The 24,526-nt window shown below is 35.5% G+C and carries 14 protein-coding genes, 1 tRNA gene and 1 pseudogene; 2 read left to right on the forward strand and 14 right to left on the reverse strand.

The genetic code is table 11. The features are described 5' to 3' along the window. Positions 1 to 36 precede the first annotated feature (36 nt). Positions 37 to 1,083, reverse strand: a complete 1,047-nt coding sequence (locus ACP3T3_RS06540; protein WP_426479103.1) for an ABC transporter substrate-binding protein — start codon at positions 1,081 to 1,083, stop codon at positions 37 to 39. 59 nt (positions 1,084 to 1,142) lie between these two features. Between ACP3T3_RS06540 and ACP3T3_RS06545 the strand changes: the two genes are divergently transcribed. Beyond that, positions 1,143 to 1,219: transfer RNA gene (locus ACP3T3_RS06545), tRNA-Arg, on the forward strand. A 370-nt stretch (positions 1,220 to 1,589) separates the two neighbouring features. Here the strand turns inward: ACP3T3_RS06545 and ACP3T3_RS06550 are convergent. Genes ACP3T3_RS06550 through ACP3T3_RS06565 form a run of 4 tightly spaced genes read right to left on the reverse strand, consistent with a single transcriptional unit; the run spans position 1,590 to position 9,583 of the window. Further along, the gene (locus tag ACP3T3_RS06550) at positions 1,590 to 2,120 is read right to left on the reverse strand and encodes a hypothetical protein (RefSeq protein WP_426479104.1); all 531 of its coding nucleotides are present in this window, start codon (positions 2,118 to 2,120) and stop codon (positions 1,590 to 1,592) included. A gap of 9 nt (positions 2,121 to 2,129) precedes the next feature. After that, complete coding sequence (locus ACP3T3_RS06555) at positions 2,130 to 5,636, reverse strand: DUF6443 domain-containing protein (RefSeq protein WP_426479105.1); 3,507 nt, start codon at positions 5,634 to 5,636, stop codon at positions 2,130 to 2,132. Positions 5,637 to 5,639: 3 nt separating this feature from the next. Further along, on the reverse strand, positions 5,640 to 8,030 hold the full coding sequence (locus ACP3T3_RS06560; RefSeq protein WP_426479106.1) for a hypothetical protein: 2,391 nt from the start codon (positions 8,028 to 8,030) through the stop codon (positions 5,640 to 5,642). A 5-nt stretch (positions 8,031 to 8,035) separates the two neighbouring features. Then, entirely contained in the window at positions 8,036 to 9,583 is a 1,548-nt protein-coding gene (locus ACP3T3_RS06565) for a T9SS type A sorting domain-containing protein (RefSeq protein WP_426479107.1), read from the reverse strand. Positions 9,584 to 10,822: 1,239 nt separating this feature from the next. Here ACP3T3_RS06565 and nhaA point away from each other — a divergent pair. After that, a complete protein-coding gene (gene nhaA, locus ACP3T3_RS06570; protein WP_426479108.1) occupies positions 10,823 to 12,163 on the forward strand; it encodes a Na+/H+ antiporter NhaA in 1,341 nt (446 codons plus the stop codon). Positions 12,164 to 12,419: 256 nt separating this feature from the next. Here the strand turns inward: nhaA and ACP3T3_RS06575 are convergent, their stop codons facing one another. From ACP3T3_RS06575 to ACP3T3_RS06615, 9 genes and pseudogenes are all read right to left on the reverse strand, one after another. After that, on the reverse strand, positions 12,420 to 12,839 hold the full coding sequence (locus tag ACP3T3_RS06575; protein ID WP_426479109.1) for an Hsp20/alpha crystallin family protein: 420 nt from the start codon (positions 12,837 to 12,839) through the stop codon (positions 12,420 to 12,422). 67 nt (positions 12,840 to 12,906) lie between these two features. Further along, entirely contained in the window at positions 12,907 to 13,287 is a 381-nt protein-coding gene (locus ACP3T3_RS06580; protein ID WP_426479110.1) for a hypothetical protein, read from the reverse strand. Positions 13,288 to 13,366: 79 nt separating this feature from the next. Next, the gene (locus ACP3T3_RS06585) at positions 13,367 to 14,419 is read right to left on the reverse strand and encodes a response regulator (RefSeq protein WP_426479111.1); all 1,053 of its coding nucleotides are present in this window, start codon (positions 14,417 to 14,419) and stop codon (positions 13,367 to 13,369) included. A 21-nt stretch (positions 14,420 to 14,440) separates the two neighbouring features. Further along, positions 14,441 to 15,631 carry a PAS domain-containing sensor histidine kinase gene (locus tag ACP3T3_RS06590; protein WP_426479112.1) on the reverse strand — a complete coding sequence of 397 codons (1,191 nt, stop codon included), beginning with the start codon at positions 15,629 to 15,631 and terminating at the stop codon, positions 14,441 to 14,443. 133 nt (positions 15,632 to 15,764) lie between these two features. Then, entirely contained in the window at positions 15,765 to 16,640 is an 876-nt protein-coding gene (locus ACP3T3_RS06595; protein WP_426479113.1) for a universal stress protein, read from the reverse strand. A 7-nt stretch (positions 16,641 to 16,647) separates the two neighbouring features. Continuing rightward, the gene (locus tag ACP3T3_RS06600) at positions 16,648 to 18,018 is read right to left on the reverse strand and encodes a L,D-transpeptidase family protein (protein ID WP_426479114.1); all 1,371 of its coding nucleotides are present in this window, start codon (positions 18,016 to 18,018) and stop codon (positions 16,648 to 16,650) included. Between the two features lie 388 nt (positions 18,019 to 18,406). Then, entirely contained in the window at positions 18,407 to 18,889 is a 483-nt protein-coding gene (locus ACP3T3_RS06605) for a heme-binding domain-containing protein (protein ID WP_426479115.1), read from the reverse strand. Positions 18,890 to 18,932: 43 nt separating this feature from the next. Beyond that, on the reverse strand, positions 18,933 to 20,081 hold the full coding sequence (locus ACP3T3_RS06610) for an efflux RND transporter periplasmic adaptor subunit (protein WP_426479116.1): 1,149 nt from the start codon (positions 20,079 to 20,081) through the stop codon (positions 18,933 to 18,935). Between the two features lie 2 nt (positions 20,082 to 20,083). Continuing rightward, positions 20,084 to 24,431 (reverse strand): annotated as a pseudogene (locus ACP3T3_RS06615) (CusA/CzcA family heavy metal efflux RND transporter). Positions 24,432 to 24,526 lie beyond the last annotated feature (95 nt).

The raw sequence follows: 24,526 nt of genomic DNA on the forward strand, positions 1-24,526 counted from the left end.
ATAAAAGGAAAGGCAAAAATAAGCAAATAGTACGAGTTACTGCAATTCTTTCATATAAGTAAGCTGATAATCCGGTAGAAGTTCAGGATGAAAGATCTTTATGTAATCTTTTAAGATAAGATCTGCTCTTACCACACCGCTTTCGAAGAAATCATTTGCCTTCAGTTTCTCTTTTCCTGCAATAGTATATACTTTTCCTTTGTTGAATACATCCAGCTTTCCGTAGAAAGGATTCATGCCCAGCATTTCTTTTTTCGAAGCGTGGCTTCCTGCATTCACCCAGTACTGAACTTCGCCTGCCTTGGCATATACCTCTTCAAAACTCATTGTCAGCGCTTTTTCATCCTTATTATCCTTCATAATATAATTCGCATTGGCATCCGAAATATAGTGGGCTACGGAAGTATTTCCACCTGGAAGATACCATACATTACCATACATTTCGTTCGCCAGGACAACAGGTTTTTCTTTTGCTTTTAACGCAAGCTTTTTCAGATTACTGTAGTTTTTCTCTACTTCCTGATATTTAGCTTCCGCTTCTTTTTCTTTTCCTAAAAATTCTCCGAAAAGTTTAATATAAGCTGTTTTTTCCAAAGGCTTCTGCTCCAAGTATTCATCAAGGAATATAACCTGAATACCGTTGTTTTTTAAAAGCTCATAAGTATTGTCGAAGCTGGCAATGTGATTGGTAAAAATAGCATCAGGCTTCATAGAGATGATCTTTTCCACGTCATATTTCTGTTCGCTTCCTACGTTTTGGATTTTCCCTTCTTTAATCAGATTTTGAATTTTTCCTGAATAAATATATTCCGGACTGGAAACTCCTATAATTATACTTTCCGCTCCAAGCTCTGAAATATATCCCGCCATACTTGCGTTCAGCAGGATAATTCTCTTAAAAGGAGTTTGATTTTGTTTGAAATCATAAGTAAAATTCCCTGATTTTAGCTCCAGGGTACCATCATGTTCCTTAAATTGGGTACGGGCAGAGATATTTGTCCAATCTGAGGATGAATTTTTTGATTCTCTTTTACAGGCAATTAGCGAGAAGACCGTAAATAAAAGTAAAATTTTCTGTTTCATGTTTCAAAGAACGGAAAAAAGTGGTATATTTGCAACCGTTAAACAGCAAGATAACAAAAGGCCTCGTGGCGCAACTGAATAGCGCATCTGATTACGGCTCAGAAGGTTACAGGTTTGAATCCTGTCGAGGTCACCAAAAGCCAAATGGCGCCAGCTGTCTTCAGCTGGCGCCATTTTTTTAATAAAGTTTCAGATCAAACCCCTTATTGAAAATACTTGATTAGTATACTCTTTGTGTTAGCAACTCCAATTCTTTACTTGCTACTTTCTTGAAAACCTTAGATCACAAATAATGATTCAGTAATTAAGTTCTACAAAAAAAATACTTTCAGATTCCATTTAACATTTAGATTCTATACATAAAATCCGAGAAGCTAATGTCTTCTCGGATTTATTTATATACTTTGTTAATCTTTTTCTAGATATGGGCATTGCGCTCACGCCAACAGGAGATTAAATTAAATAAGATACTATAACTATATGAAGGGATTCTTTTTGCAGCAGGTTTATTCATTGTCTTTTTTTTTATCTTCTCCATAGATTTTTTTAAGTTTTTCAATTTGCTGAGCTTTCTGTAAAGAATCTATTCTTCTTTCTTTTGCAATAAATTCTGGAGTATAACGAATAGAAAACTTTTTTTGGGAATAATGGATAGATGTAAAAAAATTAATAGTTATAAATAAAACTATTGACCAAACAATTATACCTCCTATTATATTCTTTCTTTTAGGCAGATTATCAAATTCCAAATTATACTTTTTCCAAACATTATTATTATGATCAAGTGTTATATAATTGAATATTATTATAATAAAACCTACGATATACAATGATAAGTCTGAAATTGATTTTGGATTTATATTATTAATTATATAATAATAATTTTGAATAGAAAAAGCGATCCAGAATTCAAGAACTATCATTACCAAACCAGCTCTAAACCCGTTCAAAAAATTTCTAAATGGAAATGATGTCCATATCATTGCCTTATATATTTTATAGAAAAAGTAATAATATGCTCTTTTTATTTTGTTCATAGAATTTGTTTATTGTTTCATTGCTCCTGGCCAAATTTGCCAATAGGGATTAAAACTATTTTCTTGATTCAATCGAGATTGATCATTAAATGCTCCCGGATGTTCTGCATTACCTGTCCAACCTCCCGGATAAAAAGCGTCTACACCAAAATATAATATAGATGGCACAGCTCCTACAGCTGTTAACCCATAAAGTCCCACCCCTGAATTAAAATAAAATTTACCTTCAGAAATTTCTCCTTTTTGGAGTGCTCTATAATCTAACACAATACCAATTCCAACGCTTACTTTTCCGGCAATTCCTCCCCATTTTGCTACAGAAGAAGTTGGAAAAGATGCTTTTGTAGGTGCCATGCTTCCAAATTGGCTCAGGTTTCTTCCTGTTAATTGATAATTGGCAGTTATTCCCCTTCTGATTCCCTGTCCATACATTCTTTCTGCATTCAAACCTCCTTTTATTACTGATAAAGCTGCTGCTGCTCCAAAAAACCAATTTCCCCTACTCCCCCAGGTATACATATCCTGGAAACTAGGCATATTCCTTGTGCGCAACCATGCAAGCGGATCTTCTCCTGGTGCATTTGTAATGTTATATACAGGTCCCACGCTGTTGGATCCTCCGCTATAATCGCCATAGCCATAGCCACCCCAAGGATAATAGTAAAAGCCAGCAGGCAGATAACTTCCGCCAGGATTATTACCTACTACCACTTCTTCGATAAGGCGTGGATTATTGGCACCGCCCGGAGAATTAGGAGGAATTGAACAGTCAGGAGGACAGTTTGCACTTTCTCCAAACAGCCCTGTGGGATCTTTAATAGCTATAGGATTATTAAAAGCATATCCATAAGCATCTAATGACAAAGAACTTAAAGGATCATGCTGTATGAATCTTCCCAGATCAGGCATATAAGAACGGGCATTCATATCATACATTCCTGTTTCCTGCAATTCATTCTCCAGATAGCCGTATTTATAATTAGGATTACCTAATCCTATATTATTATATCCTTCATGCTTTAATCCAAAAGGATAATAGTTGTTTTCTTCAATGATCTCTGCTGCTCCACTGGTTCCTTTAAGGTAACTTACCCTTACATTTCCAAGGTGATCTGTATAATTGTAAATATACTTACTTTTGGTAAAATCATAATATCCTTCACTTGTTGGTACAAATTGAAGCCCTGAGGGTGTAATTGGAGTTAATAAACCTGCATAAGAAGAATATTGAAATCCATCAATATACTCTGTGGTAGTTATTGAGTTTAAAGTACCTGTATATGTTTTAGCAACTTTAGTGCCGTCTGCTCTATAAATATATTGAATAGTTCCCTGTTTTTTTGTTCCAGGATTTATATTTATATTATTAGGAAGATTTAGGAAATTATAATTTATTGTATTTATTCCTTTATCTAAATGATTTTTCATATTCCCACTGTCATCATAAGTAATTGTATTTCCTCCAATGGGGTAGCCTGCTCCATTATTAGTGGTATCTTTTACTCTTACAAGCCTGTTGCTGTTATTATCATAGGTATAGCTTAATCCATCAGCATACTCAGCAAAAGTACTGTTTTGCGACTTTCTAAACCTGGATAGATACAATATATTCCCATTGGCATCATACTCAGCACTTTCGTTGAAGTAATAAGCATTTGGATTTGTGGCATTAGGTTCCATATAAAGTCCGCCTGAAATTCGGTTTACTCCATCATAGCTATAATCGTATCTTCTCAATATGCCATCACTTTGAGTGGCCCAGTCGATCTCTGCAATATTTCCGCTATAGATTGCATTATTGCTTTGAGGATTTGTGTATTTAAGTTCATATCCGAAAAGCTTATTATTTAAGCTGTTAGGATCATTAACATGAGTTAAAGCCCCACGTGTATTGTACCGGTAAGCCAGTGACTGTATACCATTACCTACATTTTTATTCTGAAGCTGTCCCAGCTCATTGTAAATGTATTCAGCAAGAGTTTCTTCTGCTCCACCATTTATTTGATGAGTATGCTTTATTAATCTATCTTGATGGTCATAAGTGAAAAACTCATTGATTATTACTTCCTGACTGTTTGCATCTTTTTTATGATACGTCAAAATATTTGATGGCAATCCGGAAAAGGTAAGCGTAGATTCTTTTTTGGTATAACCATTCAAATGGTTGATCGAATGGTCTGCTATTGCTCTTCCTTTCTCATCATAATATATGTAGTTTTTTGTCCAGCTATTGTTCTCTATATTTTTTACAAAAGAAGCCAAAAGATTAGATTGGGTAACCACTCCTGAACTATTTGAAGGACTTCCCGGAGGATACGTATCATAATAGTTAACACTTAAAACCGTCATATTATTTTGAGGATAAGTATTCCCGTTAGTATAATAAATCGTGGAACCTTCTAAATCAGTAAAGCCACTGCTACTCCTCGTTTCACCAGGACTTGTATTGATTGCAGCCTGTTGAGCCTGCCTGTCGCCTGAGCTATTGAGAAGCCCCGTATAAGCAATACGACCCAAAGCATCATATTTTGTAAAGAGCCATTTTCCCTGAGAACGTAGATTAATATCCTGCGACATGACTAATCTATCCATCTGATCATACACCATATATTTCCAATCTACTCCTGGATTTTTACTTTCTGTCAAACGGTTCCAGCCATCATATCGGTATTGGTAAATTAAGCCTGCGAGAATATCTGGGGTAACACCATTAGCTACTGCAATCTTCTGGCTTGCTAAGGGAGGTATAACAAAAGCTAATTGATTATATTCGTTATAAACATAATAAGTACTAAGGTAAGAAAAACCTTGCTTTTTACGTGTCAATAAGGTTTGTCCCTGCTCATTTTTAAATTCTGTAACCTCATGTCCATCTTCATCGTTAATAACGGTTTTATATAAAGCGCCTTCAGGATAATTTATGAGTTGAGAATTCAAAACAGACGAAATGACTCCGTTATTCAAAGTTGAGGTGGTAGTAAATTTGTAGACTTCTACGTCATTATTAGTATAATAATTATATATAGACTGCTTACCAGACCAGTCAGTTCCAGGACCCGCATAAGACCGCAAACGATCTAAAGGAGAATTTTCTAAATTCTTTTTGCCATATATCAGTGCATCCACACTGCCGGAAGAGGTTGTATAATATCCTGAAGTGGAAGGTGGAACCTGGATATTACCATTTTGACTGCTCATTGGTACAGGAAGCCAATCTTCAGCCTGTCTTCCGAAATTATCATAAGGAATATGAGTAACCAGATCATTACCTGTGGGAGAAGCATGAATTGTTATATTTTGATTCGGTTTTCCTAATCCGTCAAAAAAAAGGATATTCTGAATCTGTTTCGCTTGAGGATTACTAATACTTGTTGGCTCCAGATAGTTACGAACATAGATGTAATTCTCATTAACTCCTGAAAGATCTGAATTTTGTCCATTAAATATTGGAGGAACAGTCTGGGCGTAATGTAAAAGCCCAACCAATATCAGTATACTAGAATATGTTTTTTTCATAGTTTAATCTTTATAGTTTTTATATCTGTATTGATAATCCTCCAGGATATATCCGTTTTTATCTTTAATAAATTGGAGTCTGCCCGCATTGTCATACATATAATATTGTTTCACTCCAGATGGAAGTGTTGTGCTTCTCACTCCAACTAGCGGGTCATATGTATAAGTAGTAATCTGATATTGTGATAAAGCAGGATTATTTCTGAAAGTATTTAGTGCTGAGAGCAATGCATCTTCTGATGCCTGAGTTCCTGCACTATTATCCACGTCTGAAGCAGCAATGATTGCTTGTGCCAAATTCTGAACCTGATTATAAGTGGCTCCTTCAATTTTAGCGATTAAAGAAGATTGGTTATATCCATATATCATGGCAGTTGGTACTCCTGAAGCATTGGAAAACTGTAGAAGGTTATCCTTGTTGTCATACAGATTCATATTTACACTTTCTTTCGTGCTCTCATCTGCGATATTGGTAGTAAGAATAGAAGTGGGCAACAAAGAACCATTATTAAATAGTATTTTTGATCTTGAGAGCAGTTTTCCATTTTCCTTTTCTTCGGTAATTACTGGAACTCCTATCATATTTGCATTTTCCAAATGAGAATAACCAGATAAATTAATAGGATATGCAATGAATTTTTCTTTTATATTTCCGTTGACAATCGATTTTAAATAACCAGGTTTGAGATTCATGGCATTGATACTAACCTCTGATTCTTTAGTTATACTTTTATTAAAAGGATCAAATACCTTCTCTGTTTGGTTTGTTTTCAGAATGTAAGCGATCTTACTGGAAATATGTTCTGAAATAAATACTGAATATTCCGGTGTAATTTTGAAATCATACTGGCTGTCCTGATATTGATCGAAGAAATATTTATATTCTTTTTGAGAAAGCAATGCACTCTCTTCATTATATACTTCTTCTTTGGACAGTAACCCCCATCTTGTAATATTATAATTAGGCCAGAAATAATAATAATTGACATATAACTGTGAAGTCAGGTATTTCGGATAATCATTAGGAGTAATAAATGTTTTTTGTATATATCCTTTACCTGCTTCCCATATCTTAACATTTTTATAAAGAATATAAGCAACATCTTTCTGGTCAGAATACTCATCCAGTTCACCAAAATATTTATATCCTGATGAAGATGTCGTACCAAAGAAATTATAATTATAATTTATCGTTCTTTCAGGAGTAGTATCAATACTATTTTTGTAATAGTTGATGTTTTTAATTCTTTTCGCCAGGTTTGCAACGGGAGAAATATGATTAGGATACACATGATCTTCATAATTATATTCCACAACTCCTCCGGCAGGTAATGTTACCTTCTTTAAAATGCCTTCCTGCTGCCCAGACTGTGCGCTATTTTCATAATCAAAAACGGTTTGTTCTATTTTCAGATCAATTTTATCATTTTTTCTTATAAAATTGAGTATACGTTTTCTTTTCATCTGATCATTGGAAGGAAAAGAAGAAATATATGTGTTAATTAAAAAGGAATATAGGACTTCTCCTGCAGGATTTTTAAGACTTATTTTATTCAGTCGCAGAGGGTCATTTACGGTATTTACTAAACCATCATCATAAGCAAAATCAAAGTTAACTTCTCCTTTTGAAGTCTTTATTGATTTTATCTTGCAATATTTTTTGATTTCTAGGTTCGGCAAAGTCTTACTTTGTAACTGATAATCAAGGTTTGCGATTTCAACATTGGATGGGCTCACAATTTTTGTAAGATAATAGGAAGATGTTATTCCACTAGTGATTGGATAATCATATGCGTAACATCTAAATTGGTAAGTATCAATTTTAGTAAAGTTATACTTATAACCATTATCAGTAATAATGGTAAAGTCGATAGGAGTAAATAATCCCGGGATCGCATTAGAATTATTAACTTCTATTTTAATGTTGTTAGTAGGCGTTAGATTGACCACTTTATAAACACCGGCTGTCTTTTTGATGGCAAGTTTTCCAGATAAGTCAAGCACATTATAATAATAAGTATCTTCCTGGGAAACAGAAGGATAATTCACTCTATCACATTCTCCTACATTCCCTCGTTCTTCCCTGTAAATAACACTTGTTCCGAATAATGACCATCCTTGGCCTACATCACTAACATTGAATGTATTTTCAGAATTTCTGACATTATATCTTAAACTGATAGGATAATCTACACTATGATCCGGCATAGGAACATTTAAAATAGGAATACTAATACTAGGAAGTCCCGTAGCTTCATTAACAGGGGCATCTATATAACTGGATAACGAGGCAATGGATTTTTCTAATGCCATACCACTCTGTGCATATCCTTGCCTTAATCCCAATAGTAAAAAGAACAGCAGGATAAAAAAGTCTTTATATATATTTTTCATTATATTTATTGTTTGATGAGTTTAGCAGATGTCGTTTTACCCTCATTTGTTTTTACAGAAACTAGATAAGCGCCCTTTACAAGTGATTGGGTGTTAAGCTTGGTGATTTTGTTTTTCGTTTTTATATTCTGTAATTGTCTTCCACTCATATCATACAAGGTAATATCAGCATCTTTAAAGTCAAAGCCGATTTCTACGTAAGCATAATCTGAGACCGGGTTTGGATAAATTTTGATATCTTGTTTTTCAATTAATTGATCAATCTGTTTGTCGCCTAGCTTTACAATCTTCCAGTTCTCTTTTCCTAATTCTTCTGCACTGGTTCCTGCTAAAATAATGGATCCGTCTCTGTTCAGTTTAATATCGGATAATCTTTCTTCTTTCCTTTTTGATTCTCCTTTTACATATTTTCTCCACTGCTCATTACCATCTGGATTCAGATATAGCATCCAAAAGGTTTCATCGTCTGCTTCTATTCTTCCTTCTGTTTGAGTATATCCACCCAACAATATTCCTTTAGAAGTTTTATCATCAGAAGAATGAATAGTACTCATTCCCATTAAAATATCTCTATTTTTGAAGCTATAAGATTTTTGCCATTGCTCCTGACCTCTCTCATCAAGTGAAATTAGCCATAGATCTGTTCCTTCTTCAATGCCTGCAGTTTTATTCCCAGATTTTTGACTTCTTGATTCTCCTCCAATTAAAAAGCCGTTTGAAGTTAAAGCCAACGTTCTTAAATGGTCATCTCCTTTTCCTCCATAGTTCTTTTCCCATTCTACTTTCCCATCTTTATTGAGTTTAATGATCCAATAATCACCTTCACCAAAATTTTCTGTTTTCTTTGATCCTCCAATATCACTTCGTGAATAAATCCCCAACAAAGCTCCCCCATCCCTGGTCGGTATCATCTTTTCAGTTTCGTCTAAACCTTTTCCACCTAAAATGAGTTGAGAGAGTTCTTTTCCGTTTTTGTCAAGTTTTATAATTAAAACATCTTTTGAACCATAATCTTTAGATGAGTTTTGTACATTTCCTGCAACAAAAAAACCTAAATCTGTAGTTTGAATAACCGATCTGGCTTCTTCATCAGCACTTGTTCCCAATGTTTTTTGCCAAAGTTCATCACCAAACTCATTGATTCTGATTAGCCAGACATCAGATCCACCCTTCGAATCTTCTTTCTTATCAACACTTTTCGATGAAAATGAAGTTCCTGAAACCAAAAAGCCACCATCTTGTGTGGCTACTGTTGCAGACAAATAGTCATGGTTGTTTCCTACGAAAAACTTTTCCCAAACCTCTTGACCTTGCTGGTTCAACTTTACTAAATGAAAATCGTAGCCATTATTTTGTTTTGCAGTCGCTGAGCCTGCCGAAGTATTAGCCTGAATAGTACTTCCAGTAATCAAATACTGACCATCTATTGTAGTAGTTACTTGGCTTAAAAAATCCTGGCTACTGGATTTAATATTCTTTTCCCAGACTATATTTTGTGCTGAGAGACTCAAGCCTATGCATAAGGTAAATGCACTCATGTAGAGGTTTTTCATGTTGTATATAGTTTTATTTATCTTGAATTTAAGATTGTTCGAATTTAAAACTATTTAGTAGCTGTAATTTTCACATTAATTAGATTTAATATTAATTTTTATTAATCATTTTTCATTTATTTCTCTTTATTTAAAATATCACATTATTGCGATATACTATATTCTGTTATTTTACTACATTATTGCAGAGAAGATGCCTACCACCTTTTTTAAACTGGAAGGCCAAATAACTTCACCCAATCCACTGATAACATCTGAGAGACAACCGGGAATACGAGTCACTTATCTTGAAAACGATGTAGACTTCAAAAATTCAGTTTGAAAGATAAAAATGGTGCTGTTAAAGGAATAGTTCAATTTAAGCTATGCAATTAGCAAAGGTGTGCACCATCTCAGGAATTTGGCGTTGCATTAAAATTCTTCTAATAGGAAATGTAAATTTTAATGAATTTATATATGAACAGCGATTTAAAAATTGCTGCTAATTATTATTAAAAAAAATTACATTAAGCAAAGATTAATATTAACTTTAATAAAGAGCTTGTTTAAACTAGTTTTTATTTAACTACAAAAAGGAGCAAAAGAAATTTGAAATGTGTATTATTAGGTATTTTTTTTGATCTTTTCAAACTCTTAAATATAAAGAGTATAAGAATTATGCCCTAGCAAAATTAGCAACTCCGTTATATAAATCCTATTAACTACATACAAATTAAATATACTTCATAAAATCTTTATGAAAAGGCAGACGCCAATTGAAGTAAAATGAAGTCAAATTATTTCAACTTCGATTGTTTCAAATATTTAAAACGATATTACAAAATCTTACAACTACAATAAACTTAATACTAGATCTGAAATAGCCAATTCCTGTTTAATGTGGCTCAATCGAACCAAATCATCGATAAAAGTGTTTGAAGATACGCTCGTCTTGGTCACAAGACCGACATTTGAAGATTTTACTCTTCGATGTCGGTTTTTTTATTTCCTAATCCGTTTTAAAACCAGTTAACTAGAAAAATATTAACTCTATCGGGACAGGCAAATAATAATTTACAACCGTACCAGTGGATAGGTTCTACAGCATCGGCTTATCTCAAATATTTGATCTATGATAATATAATTTTTTTTTACATCGGCCACTTTTCAACAGTAAATATTATCTTGAGATGCGTGTGATTTTAAAATTACTATAGGATCGCTTTGGAATTCATAAATTTGCAATACAACAAAAAAATTATGTTTAGTAACTATCCGCAAAAACCTATCGATAAGATCATCTCACCCGTTCAGAGATTTATTCAGCAGGAAAAGTCGGGAGGCCTTTTACTGGGAATAAGTGTAATCATTGCATTGATCCTAGCAAATACTCCTCTATCCCAGATTTATCATAAGGTATTAGCACAATCCTTTGGATTCAGATGGAATAATGAGACTTTCTTTGAATACAGTATTCATCATTGGATCAATGATGGACTGATGTCGGTATTCTTTTTTGTTGTAGGCCTTGAATTAAAGCGGGAGATCATCGGCGGAGAGTTATCCAACCCCAAAAAAGCGCTTCTTCCCATTGTTGCTGCAATAGGTGGAATGGTAGTTCCAGCATTAATTTATCTTCTTTTCAATCCCCATGGAGAGCCTCTTAAAGGTTGGGGAATTCCAATGGCAACAGATATTGCTTTTGCGTTAGGCGTTCTATACCTTCTTGGAGAAAAGATTCCTTTAGTATTGAAAGTATTTCTGACTGCACTAGCCATTGTTGATGATCTTGGAGCAGTACTGGTGATTGCTTTTTTTTATACTTCTGAAATTAATTTTGTTTATCTGATCATCGGAATGGCAATTCTTCTAATGATGTATTTAGGCAATAAGCTTGGAGTACGTTCGATCATCTTTTATGCTATTCTTGGAATTTTCGGTGTATGGACAACTTTTTTGGTTTCCGGCGTTCATGCAACTATTGCTGCTGTACTGGTTGCTTTTACCATTCCTGCTAATGTTTCGATTAAAGAAAATGTATTCATAACAAAAATCAATGCCTATCTTGAACGCTTCAAAAATATCGATCCCGCTGAAAATACACCTACCTTAACCAATGAACAACTTCATGTCCTTGAAAAAATGAATGAGGCTACCTTGGCCGCTACACCCCCGCTGCAAAGACTGGAGCATTCGATGCACCCTGCTGTGTCATTTATTATTATTCCTATTTTCGCCATCGCAAATGCTGGTGTTTCCTTACACGTAGATATGAACCAGCTTCTTCAAAATAATATCGCTTTAGGGGTGGCTCTCGGACTTCTCTTAGGTAAAGTGCTAGGTGTGGTAGGTTTCAGCATTATATTTATAAAATTGAAAATTGCTCAAGTTCCGGACGGAATGAACTTCAGAAGTCTGCTGGGTCTAGGTTTTGTTGCATCCATAGGATTTACCATGTCCCTCTTTATCACCTCACTTGCTTTTACTCATGAAGAGTACCAAACTCAGGCTAAGATAGGTATTTTTGCAGCTTCTTTAATCGGTGGGATCATAGGTTATATTATTCTTAACAAAGATTCAGAAAAGACAGCTGATGATTAACAATATTTTTAATCTTATCAATTTCCCATCGTTTGAAGAAATTAGTCTGTATTGTGTACAGTAAATAACTGGTGTACAATTTTTTTACAGTAATTACATTAATTTTCAACGGAGATACACTTATAGCATCTCATACTGTATGTTAAGTAATATGAAATAGCAGATAAAAAAAATTTTCAAGAAGTTTTAACCTGCAAAAACATTCAAATAAATTTAAAATGAATAACAGGTTTAATAAATTAATAATGAAAAGAAATCAACGTATTTTAATTTCTTTTACGTCTCTTTTATCCAGATTAGTTTTACTGATTGTAATATTTAACAATCCGTTTTTATAATTGGCTTTTATATGACCCAAAGTGATGTTTTCCGGTAAACGGAAACTGCGAGAAAATGAAGAAGCAGAAAACTCTTTTCTTACAAAACTTTCCTTTTCTTCTTTTTTCTCTATGCTCTTTTCAGCACTGATAATCAGTGATCCTTTTTCCACTGCTACCTTAAAATCTTTTCTCTTAAATCCGGGAGCTGATACTTTAAGCTTATAGAAACCATCCCTGTCAATGATATTAATGGTAGGTTCCATTTTTATTGATTCATCTAAAAATCCGTCCTTATTCCAGAAATCTTCTATTACACGAGCCAGTGGAGATTGATTGGTTTTTTCTAAAGTTTTCATAATATAAATTATTTTAGTTTAATACTCCAAAGGTATTATGGGAATAGCATCCAGACCATGATTTCAGTTAGGTTTTCATATGATCCTGGTCACTTTTTTCCCAGCCATCTAAGGTTTCAATGATCAAGGAAGCAGCCATTCTGGAATCAGAACATTTAATAATATGGTATTGTATTCCAGAATTTTTAATAATGGATAAATCAATAAAAAACTCTTCCTCCGATTTTAAAATGAGGTATTGTATTCCCAATGAAATAAGCTTCAGGATAAAACTATGTGAAAGTTGATTTTCCTGACTCATGATAATGACAGCATCTTTTGCCTCTGCAAAATGAACTGTATTTTCATTCAAAGGATCTGTTATGATGGTAATCTTATGTATTTTACGATTAGCCAACGCAAGAAGTTCTTTTTCTTCTTGATTTATATTATAAACTATCACTTTCATAATGTCTTTTGAATAGTCAAATGTATTGAACCCAATAGAACTATTCAATGTATAAAATCATTATAAAAAGTGACAGATATTAGTTTTTTAATTTTTGAAGACGTGAAACATCAAGTATCGTAATCCTGCCTGCATTTCTATCTATTAAATTTTCTTCTTTAAAGTCACTGAGAATTCTGCTTACTGTTTCAATGGCCATTCCTGCCATAGAAGCAAGGTTTTCCCTGGAGATCTCAAAATTTTCAGTATCTCTATATTTACCATACAGTTTAAGCAGTACCTCTGCCATTCTTTTTCTTACTGAAAAATAAGCAAGCTGCAATAACTGCTCCTCATGGCTAATAACATTTCCGGCAAGAATTTTAACAAATTTTTCTGCCACATCAGGATATTTGGAAAACAATTGATCAATAACTTCTCTGGGAACTGAGCATAGGGTAGCATCTTCCAGAACTTCCGCAGTTTCCTTATACGCTTTTCCTGCAAACAATGAAGTAATGCCAAAATAATCTTCAGCACCATATACTCCTGTCATCAATTCCTTTCCATCTTCTGTCATTTTTGTTGTTTTTACAGAACCGGATATCATTAAATATACCGTACTTGCTGCATCTCCTTCATAATATATAACCTGCTTTTTTTTAAATGACTTAATTTTCCTTTCATTAAATGCTTTTTGTAATTCATCAAGTCCGTGTGATGTCTGAAATAAATTGGTAATTTGCGTAAGATTGGAACTATAAATACTTCTCTGGCGTTCCCTTTTTTTCAAACGGCTTTCTATGGCACTCAGTAGTTCTATATCATCATAAGGTTTTGTAAGATAATCATCTGCTCCCATTTCTATTCCTTTTCTTATTTCTATCCTATCCGCTTTTGCCGTTATGAAAATAAATGGAATGAGTGCAGTATCCTCTCTTTTACTCAAAAGGTGCAGTACACCGTAGCCATCAAGCTCCGGCATCATAATATCACATAGTATGATATCCGGAATATGTTTTATGGCCAGATCTACGCCTTGTTTACCGTTGGAAGCCTGATATACTTCGTAGCTGGCAAGCTCAAGGATCTCAGAAGTACTTTCACGGATGTCCTCATTATCCTCGATGATCAATATTTGTGTTTTTTTCATTTCAGTCTAATTGGAATATGATTAAAAATTTTTAGGAAATGATAAAGTAAACTCAGTTCCTTTACCGAATGTACTTTCAAAATGTATCATGCCATCCATAAGATTGACATACCGATGCACAATATTGAGGCCCAGCCCTGTTCCTGGAATATTACCTGTATTATGAGCCCGGAAAAAGGGCTGAAAAAGAGCCGAATGATCTTCTTCAGGTATTCCTATTCCGTTATCCTTTACTGAAAACAGATATTGATTTTCTTTTATTTCTGTGGAAAACTCAATCAGTGTATGTTCTCCGGAATATTTTATAGCATTACTCATCAGGTTCATCAAACAATTCTTTAATAGGTTTTGATCCAAATTTATTTCACTTTCTGATCCTGTGTGCTGGTAAATTATGATTTGGTCTTCTTTGGTGATGAGCTGCAGTTCTTCCGTCAGTTCTTCTGAAAATTTAATGATATCAAATTGGCAATGGTTAGGATGTACAATTCCTGCCTCCAGTTTTTCCAATGAAAGAAAATCATTGAGAATACCGTTCAAACTCCCAATAGCTGTTTTTATTTTGTGAAGGTGTTTTACGATCTGGAGACTGTCCGAAACCTGAAGATATTTCTCTATTAAAATAACAGAAAGCTGCATGGAACTTAAAGGAGTACGAAACTCATGAGATGCCATTGATACGAAACGGCTTTTCATACGGTTGAGTTCTTTTTCTTTTTCCAGCGATACATTCGCTTCGTTCTTTGCCTCTTCCAGCTCATACAACATTTTTTTAAGCGATTTTGTACGGTCTTCGACTAATTCTTCAAGCTCAATCGTATAATTTTTAAGAAACTCTTCCGCTTCCTTTTCTTTGGATAGATCATGGATAAATCCAGTGTAAATAATCCGTTCCTGATACTGAACCTCACTTACAGCAAGCCTGAAAGGAAACTGTGTGCCATCTTTTCTTAATCCTTTTACTTCTCTTCCTTTTCCAATGATTTTTTTTTCGCCGGTAGTCTGATAATTGAATAAATAACCGTCATGCCGGCTTCTGTCCGGTTCCGGCATTAACACTGAAATATTTTTCCCGATTAATTCTTCTTCTTTGTAGTCAAATATTTTTAATGCAGAGGGATTCAGGCTTTCTATTCTCCCTCTGTCATCAATGGTTACAATACCGTCAATAGCCGTTTCAATAATGGCTTGTAACAGTTTGGCACTTTCCATAGTTATTGTATTATGCAGCCATATAAAGTTATAAATTTTAGCATAAGAAATATACATGAACTATGAAAAATGTTTTCATATTCAACATTATCTGTATTTTAGACAACCATTTCTAATAATTAATTTCAACTATTTAAAAATGAACATGACCATTTTCAGGAATGGTTAATAATGGAATCTCTAATTCGGAAGCCTGTCTTGTGGCATGACTTCCCTGAAATAGTCTTTTGAAAAAACTTTTGTCATGATGTCCCATCACAAGCATATCAATGTCTTTATGCTTTAATATTTCCAAACCGTAGTCTATATTTTCACTGTATATGCAGTTGTAGCAAATCTTGCCATCAAGGTTCTTTAGAAACACCTCCTTTTTATGCTCATAATCTATATCCTGGATCACATCATTATCGCTCTGAATAATATGGGTAATTAAAAGCTCAGCATCAAAGTATTTGGCAAATTCAATTAATAATTGGGCTGTTTTTATATCTTTTTTATTCAGATCTGTAGCGAAAGCGATCTTCTTCAGACCATTATATTTATGGCCTAACGGAATTAAAAGAAGTGGATACTTTGTGTTTTCAATCATCTTTATACTATTGCTTCCGAAAACAAAACGGGTAAGCATTCCTGCTCCCTGCATGCCCATAACAATAAGGAGCGGTTTTTTATCGGCTGCCATATTGTTGATCACAGAAACTGCATCACCTCCCTCACATCCATAATATATTGAAGGATGAAAAGGAAAAGCTTCATCTCCCCATACAACTTTTTCTCTGTCTTCCAGTACCTTTGCCAACTTTTTAAGCTCTTTTGTATTTTCTTCCTGTAAAGCCGGATATTCATACAAAGACCAGGCAGTTTGTCCAAGCATTGGACTTTCAATCGGTAAGCCAAAGGCATGGCATAAATCAATATTCGACTTCAGGGCGTTGGCCAGATGCAGAGCATAAAAAGCAGCATTTTTCGCTGGCTTCGAGTAATCTGTGGGTACTAATATGGTTCTCATAATCTGATTATTTATTTTGGTTAAATTTTATTTCTAATGAATCATCTAAATGATAAATATCTTTATATAATACAGGCTTTCCATCTATTATAAGACAGGTCAGGTAGGTTATAATGATGGGAACAGGTTGCTTCAGAACAAAATCTTCTCTTTTATACTCTTCCATTGCATTTTCCAGAACAGGAATCTTGTTTGCAGAACCATCGTTTTTTAATATGAGAGATGCGAATTCTTTAGCGTTCTCAACACGAATGCACCCGTGGCTCAAAGCTCTTTCCTCTTTATTAAACAATTGTTTCTGAGAAGTATCATGAAGATATATTCCATAAGAGTTTTCAAATCTAAAAACCACCGCTCCTAATGCATTATCACAACCGGATGATTGTCTTACACTATATCGATGGGGACTTTGACGGATCTCTTTTAATTTTGATGAACTAATTTCAACCTGATTACCATTCCTATCATAGACTGAATAATGATGGTTCTCTAAATATTGAGGATTTTTTAAGATTTTAGGCAGCATTTCTTTTACGAAAATACTTTGGGGAACTTTCCAGTCAGGCGCTGTTGTAAAATAAGTAATACTGCTCTTCAAAATCGGTGTTTTGGAGGTTGGTTTCCCAATAATCACTTTAAAATCAAACACATTATTCTGGTGATAAAGTTTCAATGTATAGGAAGGAATATTTACCAGAATATAGGTAGTCTCTTTAGTATCAATCCATCGCAGGCGCTCCATATTGATCATGATTTTTTCAGCTTCCCTTTCCGGAGCTATACAGTCATTCTCCTCATAGAGAGTATTTAAATAGTTCTGGAAGTCCACATAAGCTTTTATTTTAGGCTGAACCTCAAGGACTGTCTTAAGAAAGTCTGCCTGCTGCCTTGCATTCATTAGTATATCCTCAGATCGAAATCCATTAATATCATTGGAATCAATATAGGATGAATCATACAAAGGGTTGTATTTTCCCAAATGCAGATTATTGATGAAAGTAATAAGAGCATCCGTCATCAGAATATCGAACAAAGCTTTCTCTTTTTGATTTGTTCCAGCAGGAGTATCTCGCAATTTTCTTAATTTCTGAAGAGAAATAGCATCCCAATGATAATCAGATAAAGACAGTCCAAATCGATAAGAATATTCCAAAAGTAACATTGCCATTTCAGACTGACCTGATCTTTGGGCAGTTATCCATGCATATTCAGAATTATTCCTGGCATAAAACCTAATAACCGATTGGGGGGAATGCAGTTTTGAGAGCGTAACATTGTCTTTAAGTGAAGAAGTGATCTCCTGCGTTGTTTTTAAATTCTGAGCTTGTGTGATTATTGCAAAGCAAAGAATAATGGTGAATGTTAAAAAAGCCTTCATAATCTGAAATTTATACCACAAATTTCCAAATTTCCTTCCTGTCAAATAATGACTGCCATCACTAAAAATAATGATACAGCTATACTTTAATCTATCTTTTATCAAAGCTCCCCAAATACTTATTTTAAGGAAATTGATTTAGAGTATATGCTTCCAAGTGGTTGAATTGATGAACTGACCAGCATCATTTTTCACAGTGATGCTGGTCATATTATTTCCGATTCTGTTTAAGGACCTTTGGGATGAACTAATAATAAAATATGATCATGAAAAAATCACTACCTGATACAATTCGGTTGTGGAAACCAAATATAAAAATAACAACAGTATGGAGATCAACTTTTTCACAAATCAAAATTATAAAATATTTTATTACGAATGATTATTTTTATTTTTTAACAACCTGCTGTTCAATCTGTTTCTTCACATCTCTCACCCATTGTTCTATTTCTGACTTTTGAGTATCAGACAATTTTGCATTCTGATGAACAACAGTATAGGATGTAAGTGGCATTTCACCCTCTCTGATGGTTTCTGCAACTTCATCAAGTTTCTTTATTTTTTTCTCTTTTGAATAGCTGTTAAATTCATCAAAATTGAAGTGCCGTTTTCCCGAGTTCACATGATCTGCCAGCCACCATTTCACAGGCTGTATTTTATTGTACCACGGATAAACTGTAGTGTTGGAATGACAGTCATAACAGCTCGTTTTCAATACCCTCTGTACATGATCCGGAACGCGGTAATGCTTTTCAATGGCATTTTCTGAAGGAACCACCGCTATATTTTTATCAGTACCAAAAAACTGAATCACAATCAGAAGCAGGACTGTAAAACCTGCTCCTGTTTTTATTAAAGATGATGTTTTCATAATTTGTATTTATTTATAGGTTCTTTTATTTTACTATAATTTTTTATTCATCTGCTGTGTTCTTAAGTTTCATAAGAAGTGTATATGCATTCCTGATGACCATTTTTTTATTCTTAAAATCATCAGCATTCATGATCTGTACAAATCCGTTTTCTGTTTCACCTACTATTACAGGTGTTAACCGATAAACCTGCTTTTTTTCTTCGACAAAAACAAAGTCTTTTCCTTCAAAATTGACAATACTCTCTTCAGGAACAGCATTGGAAAAAGAAGTATTGGTCTCGATCTCGGCATTCATATACATTCCCGGTACAAGGCTTTGGTCATATTTTTCAAAATGACAGTGTACTTCAGCCCATCCGCCCGGGCTCACATCTTTGCTGATCAGCAGGATTTCACCATAGTATTTTTTATCAGGCTCGGTATTGGTATAGGCGGCAAACCTCTGCCCTTTCTTCAGATTTGCCAGATCTTTTTCATATACTTTAAGATTAAGATGAATATCATCCGGGTTAATGAGTTCAAAAAGGACATCGGAAGGATTTACATATTTACCTATATTCACGTTTACCTTGCTTACAAAGCCATTGATACTGCTGTAAACCGGTACGCTTTTCTGAATACTCCCCGAATTCAGAGATTCAGGATTGATATTGATGAGACGGAGCTGCTGAGCCAGGGAGTTCATCAGGATTTTCTGGCTGTTCATTTCAGACTGGGCCTGCTGCATTACCTTATCGCTGGTAGCCTGACTTTGGTTGAGGGTTTTCTGGCGGTTATAATCCAACTGGGCAAAATGATTTTTAGACTTTGCCATTAAATAATCCTGCTGAAGCTGGATAAACTGCGGATTTTCTATAACAGCAATCACCTGCCCTTTTGACACCGGCTTTCCCGGAAGCAGGCTGCTCGATTTCAGGTATCCGCCTAAAGGAATACTGACAGAAACCAGATTTTGTGGCGGTACATCTATCATTCCGTTAAGTTTTAAAACAGAGGAGATTTTCTGCAGAGAGAGTACTGTTGTTACTACAGGTGCATTTTTCAGTTGAGCATCGGTAAGCGTTACAACGTTTTCATCTTTCGGACTGGCAGCTGGCGGTTCCTGTTTTACATGATCTTTACACTCATAAAACATGAGCAATCCTATTATTGACAGGGAATATGATATAATTTTAAATTTACGTTTCATTGTTATGGGTTTAAAGTAAGGTATTCCAGCTCTATAGCACTCTGATTCAGTTTCCAGACTGCATCGGTATAGCTGTTTTTTAAAGTAACTGCCTGATTGATCAGGATAACAAATTCCAGATAATTGATCTCGCCGGCAAGAAACTGTTTTTTAGCTGTTTCAGTGATGATATCGGCGTTTTTCAATTCCGAACTCTCATATTGGGAAACAATATCAAGGTTAGCCTGATAAATCCCGGATGCCTTTCTGTACTGATTCTGCAGATTGAATTCCATGTTGGCAATATCACTTACCACAACAGATTCAGCAATTTTTGCGGCCTGAATTCTGGCTTTCTGCCCGCCTGAAAAAACAGGAACTGAAACCCCAAGCTGTACAGAATGAAACTGTGGTGCACCGTTGTACACATTATCATCAGCACCCATCCCTCTGAAGCTGTTGAGGTTGTAGGCCAGCTGAAGTCCGGGAAGCATTTTTGCCTTTTCAAGGGCAATCTGCTGTTCAGAAATATTTTTCTGCTGCTGTAATACTTTAACAGCCGGATGTAAGCTAAGCTCCTCTTTAAGACCTCCATGATAAATTTTCTGATCTTCCGGAAGGAAATCTGTTTCTGCATTTAAAAGCCACTGAAGCTGATATCCCAGCACTGAAAGCTCCTGGCGTAATTGCTTTAGCTGAATTTCAATGGAAGATTTCTGATTGGAAGCCGTAGTTTTTTCCAGGATATTACTTTCTCCTGCTTTCAGACGGATGTTTGCCTTATCCAGAAAATCAGTGTACAGCTTTAATGTTTCCAGAAGAAGCTTTTCTTTTTCTTTCCCATACAGAATATTATAAAAGGTAAGGCTCACGGCTTTCTTCAGTTCATATTCTTTAAGAGAAACATTCAGCAGAGATTTTTTCCATTCTTCGGTGTATACGTTCTTCTGCTTTTTATATACGGTCGGAAATGCTATATTCTGTGAAATGCCGAATTTCATATCTGTCAGTGCACTGTTGATCTGCCCGTAATCTACTGTTACTCCCGTTTGAGGAATATCAGATGATGACCTGATAAGGGCTTTTGTATATTCTGACTTTAGTTTTTCATTTTTAAGGTTTCTGTTATTTTTCAAAGCAATATCAACAGCCTCCTGCAATGTAACGGGAGTCTGGGATTTTACCAGCCCCGCAAAACCGAAGCATACAAAAAATGCCAGAGCGGAAATCTGTTTTTTATTTTTTATATCTTTCATTTTTAAATCCTTTTTCAATAGTTACATACAATAATGGTAAGACAAACAGGGTAAGAAAAGTTGCGACCATCAGTCCTCCGATAACCACTGTTGCAAGAGGGCGCTGTACTTCAGCCCCTGCTCCGTTGCTCACGGCCATCGGAATAAAGCCCAGTGAAGCGACAAAAGCCGTCATCAGAACCGGACGAAGCCTCGATTCTCCACCATCAATAATGATTCTTACAATATTTTTAATTCCTCTCTTGTGAAGACGGTTAAACTCTGAGATCAGCACAATCCCGTTCAGCACCGCCACCCCGAAAAGAGCAATAAATCCTACTCCTGCACTGATACTGAAAGGCATTCCCCTGAGCGCCATCAGAAATACACCACCAATAATAGAAAGCGGAATCGCGGTATAGATCAGTAAGCTTTCTTTAACTGAATTAAAGGCCAGGAAAAGCATAACGAAAATAAGAGCCAGAGCAATGGGAACTGCTATCATGAGGCGCTGTTTGGCATTGTTAAGGTTTTCAAACGATCCTCCATACGTCATGTAATATCCCGTAGAAAGTTTCATCTTCTGATCTACCTTCTGCTGAAGTTCTTCTACGATACTCTGAACATCCCTGCCTTTTATATTAAAACCTACTACAATTCTCCTTTGGGCATTTTCCCTCTGAATCTGGTTAGGACCGTTCTTCACTTCCACTTTGGCAAGCTGGGACAGCGGAATCTGATTTCCAAAAGGTGTAGGAACCAAAAGGTTCTTAATATCGGCAACATTTTTCCGGTCTTTGGTATCCAGGCGTACGACCATATCGAAGCGTTTTTCACCTTCAAAGACCAATCCTGTACTTTGTCCTGCAAATGCAGTATTGACCACCCGGTTGATGTCTGAAACTGATAAATGGTACTGGGCAATCAGAGGACGGTTATATTCGATGATTACCTGCGGCATTCCCGAAACAGGTTCTATATAAAGATTTTGGGCTCCTTCCACTGTCTCAATAATTTTCCCGAGCATTTGGGCATTTTGTGAAAGTACATCAAGGTCTTCCCCAAAAATTTTGATCACTACATCCTGTCTTGCTCCGGTCATCAATTCATTAAAACGCATCTGTACAGGATATTGAAAACTGGCAGTAATTCCAGGTACATCCTGCAGCTGTTTACCCATTTTATCAGCAAGCTCCGGGAAAGTAGAGGCCGAGGTCCATTCTTTTTTATCCTTTAAAATAACCATCATATCGGAAGCATCCATCGGCATCGGGTCGGTAGGCACTTCCCCGCTTCCAATTTTTGTAACCACCTTTTCCACTTCGGGAAATCTGGATTTGAGAATATGTGCTGCTTTCTGGGTGCTTTCAATTGTTGTTGTCAGGTTACTTCCGGGCAAAACCCTGGTATCTACTGCAAAATCACCTTCTTCAAGGGAAGGAATAAATTCACCACCCATTTTGGATAAAATGAAAACAGCGGTTATAAATAAGATTGCCACTACACCAAAAACTATTTTGGGCACTCTGAGAAGTTTGAGCAAAACTGCCAAATAGATCTTCTCTACTTTTTTCATCATCCTATCTGATAAAGTAGGTTTATCTCTTCTCTTTCTCAGCAATACCGCACTCATCATCGGAATATAGGTCAGGGAAAGCAAAAATGCTCCAAGCAGTGCAAAAGCTACAGTCTGGGCCATAGGTTTGAACATTTTCCCCTCAATTCCCTGCAGGGTAAGAATCGGGAGGTAGACAATCAGAATGATAATCTGTCCGAAAACAGCGCTGTTCATCATTTTTCCGGCAGATTCTATAACCACAGTGTCCATTTCTGATTTGCCGACAGAGAATATCTTTTTAAACTTTGAATTATGACTGAACTGGTGTAAAACAGATTCCACAATAATCACTGCTCCATCAATAATCAGCCCGAAATCCAGGGCTCCAAGACTCATCAGATTTCCACTGACTCCAAAGAGATTCATCATACATATTGCAAAAAGCATCGCCAAAGGAATAACAGAGGCGACCAGCAAACCTGCTCTTATATTCCCCAGAAATAAAACCAATACAAAAACCACAATCAATGCACCTTCCGTAAGATTTTTCTCTACTGTTCCGATGGCATTGTTCACCATTTTGGTTCTATCCAGAAAAGGCTCTATCACCACTCCTTTCGGAAGCGATTTCTGAACCTGGGCAATTTTTTCTTTTACATTTTTTATGACCTGATTACTGTTCTCGCCTTTAAGCATCATTACTACAGCTCCTGACACTTCTCCCTGGTCATTAAAGGTCATAGCTCCATAACGGGTTGCAAAACCGGTTTTCACTTTCGCAATATCCCTTATAAACAGTGGTACATCATTTGTTTTTGTCGCAATAGAAATATTATTGATTTCTTCAATACTTCCTACTAACCCTTCACTCCTGATGTATAGAACAGTAGGGCCTTTTTCGATATAAGCACCTCCGGTATTCTGATTATTGGCCTGTAATGCATCAAATACATCATTGATTGTTATTCCGTAGGCATTAAGTCTGTCCGGATTTACGGCAATTTCATATTGTTTCAGTTTGCCTCCAAAGCTGCTCACCTCCGCCACTCCTTTTACTCCCAAAAGCTGTCTTCTTACAATCCAATCCTGAATGGTGCGGAGTTCTGTGATATTGTACTTTTTTTCATATCCTTTTTCTGGCCTTACCACATACTGGAAAATTTCGCCAAGCCCTGTGGAAATAGGTCCAAGCTGTGGATTTCCAATACCCTGTGGAATAACGGCCTGTATCTGCTGAAGTCTTTCGGCAACCTGTTGTCTTGCCCAATAAATGTCAACATCATCCTCAAAGACGATGGTAACCAGGGAAAGTCCAAACCTGGAGAAACTTCTGATTTCCTTTAATCCTGAAATATTATTGTTGGCCTGTTCTATAGGAAAAGTAACAAGCCTTTCTATATCTGTTGCACCAAAAGATGGCGCAGTGGTAATAACCTGTACCTGATTGTTGGTAATATCCGGTACCGCATCTATCGGCAGTTTGGTAACCTGATAGGCGCCTACACCAATAAGTCCCAATACCAACAATGCAATAATGAGTTTATTCTTTACAGAAAACTCAATGATTTTTGTAAGCATATAATGATTAATTAATCTTAATTATCGTGATAAAACTCCGGTATTCTGACGCATAGATTCAATGCATCTGCATTATATACAGATACTTCTCTGAG

Source organism: Chryseobacterium sp. CBSDS_008 (assembly GCF_049959325.1).
In the GTDB taxonomy this organism is placed as follows: Bacteria; Bacteroidota; Bacteroidia; order Flavobacteriales; family Weeksellaceae; genus Chryseobacterium.